We start from the raw sequence: 11,369 nt of genomic DNA, 5'->3' as shown, positions 1-11,369 counted from the left end.
GTTTAGCCATCTTTACAATTAAATCGTTCTTAGCAGCTAATCGTTATTGGCGATAAATATGTAGTAACAAATCAGGGCTAACGCGGCACAGGCGACCATGACGATACCCATAGGAACACCAGTGTTTTCGCCGCCAATGCCGACTAAAGGAGCTACAAATCCGGCTGAGAACATGCCAGAAAAGCCGAGAATGGCAGAGGTTGTGCCAGCGAGGTGGCCATATTTCGCCATAGCCATGGAAAAACCAGAAGAGCCAAAGAGGGATACGGTGCATACCGTAAAGAAGAGGATTAAAGAGGTAGCAATAAAGGACCAATCAAAGATCATGGCTAGTAAGAATAGGGTAGAACCGATGGTTAATTGCCATAGACTGAAGTGTAAAATCGTTTTGACTTTTACAAAGGAACTAATTTTAGAGGTAATGAAACTAGCTAAAATGAGGCCGCAACTGTTGATGCCGAACATGTAGCTGAACTCTTGAGGGCTTAAATGGAAAATGTTTTGGTACACAAAAGAGGAGCCCGTAATATAAGCGAAGAAGGCAGCAAAAGCAAAGAGTTGCACTAAGGTTTGCCCCATAAAGCTTTTGTCTTTCAGCAATATACTATAACTAGAAAAGGCGCTTGCTAGCGTACCTTGAAGCCGTTTTTCTGGAGGTAGGCTTTCAGTAAAGAGAAGGGAGCCTATGAAGAGGAGCGCTGAGAAAATGGACAGAATAACGAAAATAAAACGCCATGTAGAAAAGAGTAACAATTGACCACCAATAAGGGGCGCGATAACGGGAGCTAAGCCGTTGACGAGCATAAGGAGTGACATGAGGCGCACTAACTCTTGGCCAGAGGCGTAGTCTCGAGCGATTGCTTTGGCAATAACGACGCCCATAGATCCTGTAAAGCCTTGGAAGAAACGGGCAATGAGGAGAATTTCGATGGAAGGTGCGTAAGCACAAGCGATACTGGCAATGACACATAGCAAATTACCGATAATGAGAGGTATTTTTCTACCAAATTTATCACTTAATGGACCACCCAATAATTGACCAAAGGCAATCCCAAAGGTCATAATACCGATAGTCATTTGAATGAGCGATGTCGTCGTTTGTAACTCGCTCGGCATAATTGGCAAGGCTGGTAAATATAAATCTGTTGCTAGTGGTGTTATAGCCGTCAATAAGCCGAGAAATATAACGAGGTATAAAGGGACGGTTTTTTTTATTGTCATAGGGTACTCCTACATCGAGGTGACTTGACCAGAATGGCAATTACTCGATATATTATCTAGTTTTATAGAAATAATAGTTATTGTAGTATTGTAGCATGATGAAAAGATGGTTACAAGTTTAGGGAATAAATGAATTTGACAAAACCAATCTATATCGATTATAATAAATATAGATTGGTTTTAGTTTATGTATTGAATTAATTGGAATGGCAATTAATGATGATGTACATATAGATAGGAGATACTTATGAAACATATTATGAAAACCTTTGTATTAGGTGCTGTAATGGCGATTGGTGCTACATCTGTAGTTAGTGCGTATACATCTAATGAACAAGTTGCTCTTGATGCGGCGTTAGCTCGTGTGCCAGGTGCAACATATGCACATGTAACTGAATTCGAACGTGACTATGAAAATGGTCGTCTTCAATATGAAGGTGAAATTCGATACAACGGTTATGAATATGATTTCGAAATTGATGCAGAAAACGTAATGTTTGTAAAATGGAGCGTTGAACGCGATAACTAATTAAACAATAAAAAGGGTTCCCTGTCATATGACATGGTACCCTTTTTATAATTAATAGTATATAATATTTTATAATTCTCAAAATATATTATTTTATAATTATATAAGGCATATTATGTAGGCTTTATAAGACCTATATTGTATATAAAGGAGTTTGTATGGATAAAAAAGTGTTAATCGTTACAGGTGCTTCAAAAGGCATGGGATTTCAAATTGTTCTTAAAGCATTGCAAGCTGGATATGCTGTAGTAGGAACAAGTCGTAGCGCAGAAAAATTGGAAGCACAAGTAAAGGATGCTATGGGTTCTACAAATTATGAGTTTACAGCCTTATCGATGGCTTTTACAGAAGAAAGCATTAAAGCGGCTATTGATGCGGTTATGAAAAAATACAGCCGTATTGATGTACTCGTAAACAATGCGGGATATGCTATTCTTGGCGCTGTAGAAGAAATGTCTATGAATGAAGTGCGTGCTAATTTTGATGTAAATGTATTTGGCTTATTAGCTATTACACAAGCAGTATTGCCACATATGCGATCTCAACAATCAGGACATATTATTAATTTAGCATCCATTTCTGGCTCTGTAACAGGAGCTGCACAAGGTATTTATTCAGCTTCAAAAGCAGCTGTTATTATGATTGGCGAAGCGCTTAGTGAAGAAGTGGCGCCATTTAATATTCAAGTTACATCTATCTGTCCTGGCGGTGTACGTACTGATTTCTTAGATAATTCCTCTATGAAACGTCCAGAAAAGCAAATTGCAGAATATCATGTTGCGGCACAAACTATGCGCTCTTTGGATCGATTAAACCATAATCAATCTGGAGACCCTGCATTAGTAGCGGATGTTATTTTAGAAGTAGCATCCATGAAGCAGCCTCCAACTCGTTTATATCTTGGTGGAAGCGCTTTGGCTGCATTACAATATAAAGTAAATAGCATTATTGCTGATGCAAATCGCTATGTAGCGTTAAGTGAAAGTATTGATAATTAAAAATGTATATAAAAATAGGAGCATAGATATATCTATGCTCCTATTTTTAATTATTTTTCCTTTTAGAAGAAAATTCTGTGAATGTCATGAATGTAAGCTTGACCAAAGTAAGCAATAGCACCATGCATGATAATGAAGATTAAGAAGTATTTGAATGCGCTTGTCATAATAACATTGGCTTCAATTTCACCTTCTAATTTTTTCATTTCTTCAGCTGGAATGTCTTTGTTTGTTTCAAAGTATGCTTTTAAAGCAGGACCTACGGCACCGATGGAAATCGCAATGGATTGTGGAGATAACATTTTACCAATACCAGCTGCACCAGAGTTGACAGCTGCTAACCAGAAGCCAAGATCTTGCCAGTTTGTAGGATCTAAGCTTTGTGCAGAAGCGATTTGTAATGGTCCGAATAATACGTTGGCATTTGTACCAGAACCTGTTAAGAAGGCACCTAACGCACCTACTAGAGGGGAGAATGCTGGGTACAGAGTGCCAGTTGCGGCTACTAAAGCATTAGCAATTTCGATAGTCATACCGGAATATGTCATTAATTTAGCAGTCATAACAACAGTAATAATCGTTAGGTATGTGAATTTTAAGTTTTTCACTGTATTACCTAATGTACCGAAGATTTCACCGAGGCTTGCTTTTTGTGTTAAGCCACCAAAGATACCAGCGATGAAAATCATAATGCCTGGTGTAGCAATCCAAACGAAAGTATATGGTTTAGCACCTTCGCCTTGGTAAATTGGCACAGATGTTTTAATAGATGCCAAAGGACCATTAATAGCTGGGAATAATTTAGAAGTTAATAGCAATAAGATGAAAATCAAGATGAATGGCATTGCTGCAACCACACCTTCACCAGCGGATACTTTAGGTGCTTCTGCTTGTTGGATTTCGTAAGTAGCATCGTTTGTAGGCAATAGTTTTGCACAAATAACGATTACTGCCATAATTACGATGGAAGCAGAAATTACAGACAATTCAGGACCAACAAACTTGTTGATCAATACTTCTGGTACTGCAAGAGCAAGACCGGATAATAGTGTTACAAGGAATACACCTTTTAAAGCTTTAAAACCGCCGCCAATGATCATAACTACGAAGAACGGTGCGATTACGTTTAATAAGAACAATTGAACAGAAATGAATGTACCAAGGTGAACTGGGTCGAGGCCAGTTAAGGATGCTAGCGTTGTAGCAGGAATACCGATGGAACCGAATGTAGTAGGAACGGAGTTTGCTACTAAGCAGGCTATAATAGATTTTAATGGGTTAAAACCAACGGCTACCATCATTGCTGCCGGTATGGCAACAGCAGTACCGAAACCAGCCATACCTTCCATGAAAGCACCAAAGCCCCATGCAAGTAATAATGCAAGTACGCGCATATCGCTAGTTACAGAAGATAACATGGTTTTGATTGTTTCCATAGCTTTCGTATGAACCACAAGGTTGTATACGAAGATAGCTGCAGTAATAACCAAAAGAATTGGCCAAATTGCTAGAGCCGCACCTTCAAGGGCACCAGATACCATAATCATTGGATCCGCTTGGAAATAGGTAATGGCAATAATAAAAGAGCCAATTGCTGCTACGGAAGTAGCCTTCCATGCAGGTAGTTTTAAAATTGCTAGAGCCACAATAAGCCAGATGATTGGCGCAAGGGCTAAAAGTACTGTTAAGGCACTCATTTGAGGAATCATCCTTTCGTTAAATATAAACTTTTATATAGCGCCTAGGACGAGGCAGCTCCCCAATCAACAGTTTTGATGAGTTTATTGCTATTTTATGAAATTGAAAAGTTAAATAATACAACATTTAAATAAAAATAACATATAGACATATCATACATGTGATAATGGAAGTCGATGTTTTTTACATCGAGGATAAAAGCAAGAAAAGGGACATAAACCCAGTTTATGTCCTTTCCTTTGCTAACTACATGTCCTAGTTAAGCCATTTTTATGATGGCAGGTATTAGTAGTTACCTTTGAACATGTTAGCTGGTGCTTCAGGTCTGTAATCGCCGAAGTAAGAGGAGAAGTCTAATCCTAACGCTTCGCAAAGCTCAAGAACTTCTACCATTGTACCGTTAAGTACAGGGATACCTTCTGCTTTAACTTTTGCAACAGATTCAAATTCTTTTTCACCGTGAGTATAGATACGGTCTTGACCTTCAGCTTTTGGAGCTTCACGTAATTCTTTTAAGAATTGAGAGAAGTGAGCTTTGATAGCAGCTGGGTCACCGAAAGCAGCTGGGTCGATAGCCATGAAACCATGACAGATGTTAGAACGACCACCAACCATACATTTGTTGGAAGTGCCACCTTGAGACAAGATGGAGGAGAATAACTCAGCGATCATGCCGTTACCGTAACCTTTGTGGCCGCCAAGAACTTCTGTAGCACCACCTAAAGGAAGGATACCGCCACCTTCATGACGAGAGATATTGCCAAGAACTTCTGCTGCATCTGTAGAAGGAACGCCGTCTTTGTTTACAGCCCAGCCATCTGGAGTAGCTTTAGCCATTTTGTTGTACATTTCCAATTTACCACGAGTTACTACTGTAGTGGAGCAATCGAAGAAGAAATCTACAGGATCAGCAGGTACTGTCCAAGCGATTGGGTTGGAACCAAGCATAGCTTGACGAGCATATGTAGGAACCATGATTGCTTCGGAGTTTGTACAAGAGAAGCCGATTAAACCTTGGTCGGAAGCCATTTTTGCGTAGTAGCCAGCGATACCGTAGTGGTTGGAGTTACGCACAGATACGATACCAACGCCAGTTTTTTTAGCTTTTTCGATAGCCATTTCCATAGCTTGGTAGCCTAGTACTTGGCCCATGCCGTCGTTACCTTCGATAACAGCGGATACTGGAGTTTCATGTACAATTTCTGGTTTTGCATCGATTTTAATCAAGCCATTTTCGATACCTTTATGGTAACGAACCATACGTTGCATACCATGGCTTTGAATACCGAATAAGTCGGAAGTCAAAAGCACGTCTTGGATGATGTCTGCTTCTTTTTCGGAGAAACCGAATTTTTGGAATGCGTCCATGCAAAGTTTTTTTAGTGTTTCATAAGGGAATAGCACTGTGTTTTTTGCTTCTGCCATTGTTAAAACCTCTTTTCAGAAAAAATGTACTAGATATAGCCACTCCATATCCATCGCATAAGGAGTTCTATACCTCTCAAATGACACTGTCAGTATAGCATAGAATATAGAAATATTGAATAGTTTTACATAATGAAATACATTACTTAATATGCATAACTATATATAGGGAAGGGTGATTAAATTATAAAAAAGTGGTGAAACTGTAGAAAATATCTAAAAATTAATCATTATGCATTTATGTAATGCATGCATAGCATTTTTGGAAAATAAGGTGAATTTTTGATTGCTTATTATAAAAATTGACCCATAAAGAATACAGATAAGTACCGAAATCTATCGATATTATTGGCACATTTAAAGAGTATATATTCAAAAAAGTGATAACAGATGAAAAACAAATTTATAAAAGTTATAACAAATGAATTGATATACAAATAAGCCTTAACATTTATTCAATATATTGTCTCATAGAAATGTAGAGATACATTGGCGGAGTAGACAAAAAAGTATATGATAGACATAGAAGAGGTAGTTCTAAATAGAGAGGATGGTGTGTGTATGGCAGAACATAATAGTGTATGTCCCTACGATTGCCCCGACGCTTGTGGGCTTATCGTTAGGGTAGAAAATAATAAAGTCATCAGTGTGAGAGGGAATAAAAAGCATGCTTTTACAAGGGGCACATTGTGTCCCAAAATGGCACACTATGAGCGAACGATCCACTCGCCAGAGCGGTTGACGACGCCGTTGAAGCGGGTTGGCAAAAAAGGCATTGGTCCTAGTGAGTTCGTGCCGATTTCTTGGGACGAAGCTCTTGATGCTGTGGCTCAAAATTTTAAGAAAACTCTTGCCAATTATGGTGGAGAAAGCATCCTGCGGTATTCCTTTGCAGGTACCATGGGAAATGTACAAGGTGCAGCAGGAGACTATTTTTTCCGCTGTCTTGGCGCTACTGATCAAGATGGCGGCATTTGTGCGACTGCTAAACAGGCGGCTTTCAAATCTGTATACGGTTCCACAATCGCTATGAAGCCGCAAGAAGCGCAGCACAGTGATTTTATTATCCTTTGGGGCATCAATGCGACGGCTACCAATGTCCACATATTGCACGACATTAATAAGGCAAAGAAAAATGGAGCCCAAGTTTGGATTATAGATACTCATAAAACTTATACTTTTGACCAAGCTCATCATCACATGTACGTAAAACCAGGTACAGATGGGGCCTTAGCATTAGGCTTGATGCATATTATCCATCGAGAAAGTCTTCATGATAGAGCTTTTATTGATCAATATGTACAAGGTTACGACGAATTAGTGGAGCAAGTCTTACCTCAATTTCCACCGGAACGAGTGGCTCATATTTGTGGCGTTCCTGTTGAGCAGCTGAGAGAATTGGCAATTGCTTACGGTACAGCGAAGGCGCCTTTTATTCGTCTTGGCAGTGGATTGTCGCGATATGGTAATGGGTCGATGAACTGTAGATGTATTAATAGCTTGCCTGCTGTTGTAGGGGCTTGGCAACATCTCGGTGGAGGACTCCAATCGAGTGCTAGAACAGGAGAGTTTATTCATAAAGAACATATGCAAAATCCTGACAATCCTGTACCGGCGCCGCGTGTGATGCCTATGATTTTATTGGGGGATCTTTTAACGAATCCTAATGCATTATATGAACATGGATTAGAAACGGCTCCTAATGCAACGCCTATCCACAGTATCTATATTTATTCCACCAATCCTGCCATTACAGCACCTAACCAAAATTTAGTACGTCAAGGGTTGATGCGAGATGATCTCTTTGTTACAGTCCATGAACGCTTCTTTACGGACACTTGTAACTACGCCGATATTATTTTGCCCGCTACTTCGTCGGTAGAGCATAATGATATATATAATCCTTATGGACATTATTCGCTAGGCGTTGCTTATCAGCTCATAGATCCTATAGGGGAATCGAAATCGAATTGGCATGTTATAGCCGCTTTGGCTGAAAGAATGGGTTTAGATGATCCATTTTTTAAGATGTCAGAAGTAGACCATATTCAGGCTATCGTCAAGGATGCTCCAGGACTTTCAAAAGAGGAAGAGGACCTATTGCTAGCAGGGGAACCAGTAGAAATTAGATTGCCAGAGAATCATAAATTGGAATTTAAAACGCCGTCTGGGAAAATCGAAATTTTCAATCCAAGAGAGCGCATCCCTTTAATTAACTATCTAGAACCTTATGGTGATGATGCGCCGTTCTGGCTCATTAATGGCAATGATATTCGCATATTAGATTCTAGTTTTTGTGAACTGGAATATGATGATCCAGAACCGATGAAATTGCAAATCAATCCGTTAGATGCAGACCAATGCGGCATCAATGATGGCGATTTAGTAGAAATTTATAATGAGCGAGGCACAGTTCAAATTAGAGCTTATAGAGATGAAGCGGTTCGGCGTGGAACTATAGTCTCCCTCGGTTTGTGGTGGCAACGGCAAAGTAGCGATCCTCATGTGGCTATCAACGCCCTCACTGCGAGCCGTCCTACTGATGAAGGATGGGGCAGTACGTTCTATGATGTGCAAGTCCATATTCGACGACTATAACTAGAGATAAATGTATATAATCATATAATTTTATAGAATAGATAGAGAGATAAAATATTAAAAAGTTTCGATATTTTATCTCTCTTTTAGTTGTACCTTATGTCTATATTAGTTATAATATAAAATATTGTGTCTTAACTATATTAATAATAAAGGGGGATAACCTTATGGATGGACATCAAAATCTATCTAAGCGTGCGTATTTAGCGATAGGTATGATGTTGTTTGCCCTGTTCTTTGGTGCAGGGAATCTTATTTTCCCAGCTGCATTAGGTCAACAAGCAGGCTCTAATGTGGGATGGGCTTTAGCTGGTTTTGTTATTACTGGTGTAGGATTACCGTTATTAGGCGTTATGGCGATGGGCTATTCTGGTACGAAAGACGTCGAAGAATTAGCTGGTCGAGTGCATCCTATTTACGGTCTTATTTATACAGTGGCATTATATTTGAGTATTGGTCCTATGTTTGCCACACCTCGTACAGGGACAGTAGCTTATGAAATTGCTATTAAGCCTTTTACTGATGGTGTTGTTATGGATCTACAACCGCTCTTTTTAGTGATTTTTTTTGGTATTTCACTGTGGCTCTCTATTAGTCCTCACAAACTGGTAAATCGCATTGGCAATGTTTTAACACCAGCCTTGTTATTAGTCATTTTATTGTTAATTGTGAAGTCTTTTATTACACCTCTTGGTGGATATGCGGCGCCACAAGAAACATATGCTACGCCGAGTGCGGCAATGCTTCAGGGATTTCTTGATGGCTATAATACGATGGATGCATTGGCTTCAGTAGTATTTGCTATTTTGGTTATTGACTTCGTTCGCCTCAGTGGTGCCACATCTCGTGCAGTTGTAACGAAAACTGTTATGGAAGTTGGCGCTATTGCAGTCGCACTTCTTGGTATTGTATATGTGTTTATTGCCAATATTGGTGCTACTAGTGTAGAGCGTTTTGGTTTGTTTGATACAGGTGCTCCTGTACTGACTGCTAGTGCAGAATATCTCTTTGGAGCTGCAGGTCAAGTAATTTTGGCTGTTATTGTATTGCTAGCATGTTTGAGTACAAGCATCGGTCTTATTACATCTTGTAGTACGTATTTCCATAAACTCTATAGCAAAATTAGTTACAAAGGATATGTGGTGATTTTCTCATTAGCAGCCTTTGGTGTTGCTATGTTTGGTTTAAAAACGATTATTAGTGCTGCAATTCCAGTATTGATGCTCTTGTATCCATTAACAATTGTTATCATTTTATTGGCTTTGAGCGATTCCTTATTTGGCGGTCATCGTGCTGTGTACGCTTGGACTATTGCATTCACTATGATTTCTGCATTAATGAGCGGTTTAGAAGCAGCTGGTTTGGAACCGACATTCTTGGAAACTCTTTTTGTTCGCTATATTCCGTTCCAAATGATTGGTATGGGTTGGGTAAGCTTTGCCATTCTTGGTTTTATTGTAGGCTTAATTCATAAAAGTCTCGTAAGAACTTCTAAAAATTAATCATAACAGTATAACTGTGAAAGTCGTCACCTTGTGATTACGAGGTGACGGCTTTTTTATATTCTTTGTTAAGTTGAAAGGAGTTTGCTAATGTGGCATATATCATCTAGTCTATCATGGTATATAATAGAATAGACATGAAGTGAAAGGCGGAGGATTATGGAAATAATTAATGATAGAGAAATAAATAACGACACCATTGTAAAAGGAGGGCTCTATCGTCACTTTAAAGGAATGTACTATTATGTATTAGACGTAGCCACTCATTCTGAAACGGGAGAACAACTTGTTGTATATCAAAAACTATATGATAACCGCGATATGTATGTACGGCCTTTAGTGATGTTTTTGAGCGATGTAGATCGAGAGAAATACCCTGATGTGAAGCAGGTGAAGCGATTTCAATTGATGTCAGGACGAGATGCGGGGTGAGTGAGATAGGCTGTGTAATTGCTCACCATATTGTTATCTAGTGCAGTACATGGTATATCGTTATATAGTGCAGTAGATGGTGTCATAGATTGTATAAGGAGGTCTTGTGGAACAGAAATTTTTCTTTTTTGATATAGATAATACCTTAGCTGTTTGGCCTGATGGTATAATTCCAGATAGTGCGCAATACTGTTTAGAAGAGTTAAAAAAGCAAGGCCATCGATTGGCGTTAGCGACGGGGCGCATTCAAGTGGATGCAAAGCGCTTTGCTGATCGAGCAGGACTTGTGGACTTTGTTGCTGATGGCGGTTATAGCGTGACCATTGATAACGAATTGAAAGTGATGAACGGTATGGACCGAGCTATGTGTATCCAATATTTAGAACATTTAGAGACAAATGGCATACCGTGGGCTGTAACTGATAAAAATCACTTAGGTCGAATTACGCCGTACGAAGAAATTTTAGAATGGCATCCTGACTGGGACGTATTTAAAACGACGGTAGATAAGAATTTTGACTTTCACGAAGTAGAAGATTTCTATAAAATGTATGTATTTTTCAAAAATGAAGAGGAAGAGCGACGGCTCGGACATATGACGGAAGATTTGATTCGGTACGGTGATGGATGCATCCTTTATGAACCGATGGATAAGGCACGGGGCATTTATGATATGATTGAACATTTCCAGATGAATCCGAGCCAAGTCGTTGTTTTCGGCGATGGGTACAATGATTTGTCTATGTTCAAACCAGAATGGCTTAGCATTGCTATGGGGAATGCTCGTGATGAACTGAAGGCAAAAGCCGATTATATAACCACTGATTGTGACAAAGACGGGATCTATAATGCTTGCAAATACTTTGGATGGGTGTAAGGTGGTCGCACTGTATGATTAAGGTAGCAGTTTTACATTCCTTTGAGAAAACTGGTGCATATGGCGTGGCTTAACAAGTGCATAAAAGG

9 protein-coding genes are annotated in these 11,369 nt (G+C 39.3%); 6 read left to right on the top strand and 3 right to left on the bottom strand.

Going from position 1 to position 11,369, the window contains the following annotated elements; translation table 11 throughout:
- Positions 1-36 precede the first annotated feature (36 nt).
- Positions 37-1,221, bottom strand: coding sequence for a multidrug effflux MFS transporter (locus NFR29_RS04510; protein WP_251423886.1), 1,185 nt, complete (start codon positions 1,219-1,221; stop codon positions 37-39).
- 247 nt (positions 1,222-1,468) lie between these two features.
- Between NFR29_RS04510 and NFR29_RS04505 the strand changes: the two genes are divergently transcribed.
- Both NFR29_RS04505 and NFR29_RS04500 read left to right on the top strand, forming a co-directional pair.
- Positions 1,469-1,750 carry a PepSY domain-containing protein gene (locus NFR29_RS04505; RefSeq protein ID WP_251423883.1) on the top strand — a complete coding sequence of 94 codons (282 nt, stop codon included), beginning with the start codon at positions 1,469-1,471 and terminating at the stop codon, positions 1,748-1,750.
- 158 nt (positions 1,751-1,908) lie between these two features.
- The gene (locus tag NFR29_RS04500; protein WP_251423880.1) at positions 1,909-2,748 is read left to right on the top strand and encodes an SDR family oxidoreductase; all 840 of its coding nucleotides are present in this window, start codon (positions 1,909-1,911) and stop codon (positions 2,746-2,748) included.
- A 62-nt stretch (positions 2,749-2,810) separates the two neighbouring features.
- Here NFR29_RS04500 and NFR29_RS04495 read toward each other — a convergent pair whose 3' ends face one another.
- Positions 2,811-4,445, bottom strand: coding sequence for an L-lactate permease (locus tag NFR29_RS04495; protein WP_251423877.1), 1,635 nt, complete (start codon positions 4,443-4,445; stop codon positions 2,811-2,813).
- A gap of 286 nt (positions 4,446-4,731) precedes the next feature.
- Positions 4,732-5,871, bottom strand: a complete 1,140-nt coding sequence (locus NFR29_RS04490; RefSeq protein WP_251423874.1) for an Ldh family oxidoreductase — start codon at positions 5,869-5,871, stop codon at positions 4,732-4,734.
- Between the two features lie 561 nt (positions 5,872-6,432).
- Between NFR29_RS04490 and NFR29_RS04485 the strand changes: the two genes are divergently transcribed.
- The 4 genes from NFR29_RS04485 (at position 6,433) to NFR29_RS04470 (ending at position 11,280) form a co-directional block, all read left to right on the top strand.
- On the top strand, positions 6,433-8,469 hold the full coding sequence (locus tag NFR29_RS04485; RefSeq protein WP_251423873.1) for a molybdopterin-containing oxidoreductase family protein: 2,037 nt from the start codon (positions 6,433-6,435) through the stop codon (positions 8,467-8,469).
- 167 nt (positions 8,470-8,636) lie between these two features.
- A complete protein-coding gene (gene brnQ, locus NFR29_RS04480; protein ID WP_251423870.1) occupies positions 8,637-9,971 on the top strand; it encodes a branched-chain amino acid transport system II carrier protein in 1,335 nt (444 codons plus the stop codon).
- Positions 9,972-10,130: 159 nt separating this feature from the next.
- Complete coding sequence (locus tag NFR29_RS04475) at positions 10,131-10,403, top strand: DUF1653 domain-containing protein (protein ID WP_251423867.1); 273 nt, start codon at positions 10,131-10,133, stop codon at positions 10,401-10,403.
- A gap of 106 nt (positions 10,404-10,509) precedes the next feature.
- Complete coding sequence (locus tag NFR29_RS04470; protein ID WP_251423864.1) at positions 10,510-11,280, top strand: HAD-IIB family hydrolase; 771 nt, start codon at positions 10,510-10,512, stop codon at positions 11,278-11,280.
- The last annotated feature ends 89 nt before the right edge of the window (positions 11,281-11,369 follow it).

This window comes from Veillonella agrestimuris (assembly GCF_943193065.1).
In the GTDB taxonomy this organism is placed as follows: domain Bacteria; phylum Bacillota; class Negativicutes; order Veillonellales; family Veillonellaceae; genus Veillonella; species Veillonella agrestimuris.
This window is presented reverse-complemented; position numbering and strand designations above follow the sequence as displayed.

What these genes read in the sequence shown, in the direction of transcription:
- NFR29_RS04510 (WP_251423886.1), bottom strand. Translation starts at nt 1,221, where the DNA reads ATGACAATAAAAAAAACCGTCCCTTTATACCTCGTTATATTTCTCGGC.
- NFR29_RS04505 (WP_251423883.1), top strand. Translation starts at nt 1,469, where the DNA reads ATGAAACATATTATGAAAACCTTTGTATTAGGTGCTGTAATGGCGATT.
- NFR29_RS04500 (WP_251423880.1), top strand. Translation starts at nt 1,909, where the DNA reads ATGGATAAAAAAGTGTTAATCGTTACAGGTGCTTCAAAAGGCATGGGA.
- NFR29_RS04495 (WP_251423877.1), bottom strand. Translation starts at nt 4,445, where the DNA reads ATGAGTGCCTTAACAGTACTTTTAGCCCTTGCGCCAATCATCTGGCTT.
- NFR29_RS04490 (WP_251423874.1), bottom strand. Translation starts at nt 5,871, where the DNA reads ATGGCAGAAGCAAAAAACACAGTGCTATTCCCTTATGAAACACTAAAA.
- NFR29_RS04485 (WP_251423873.1), top strand. Translation starts at nt 6,433, where the DNA reads ATGGCAGAACATAATAGTGTATGTCCCTACGATTGCCCCGACGCTTGT.
- brnQ (WP_251423870.1), top strand. Translation starts at nt 8,637, where the DNA reads ATGGATGGACATCAAAATCTATCTAAGCGTGCGTATTTAGCGATAGGT.
- NFR29_RS04475 (WP_251423867.1), top strand. Translation starts at nt 10,131, where the DNA reads ATGGAAATAATTAATGATAGAGAAATAAATAACGACACCATTGTAAAA.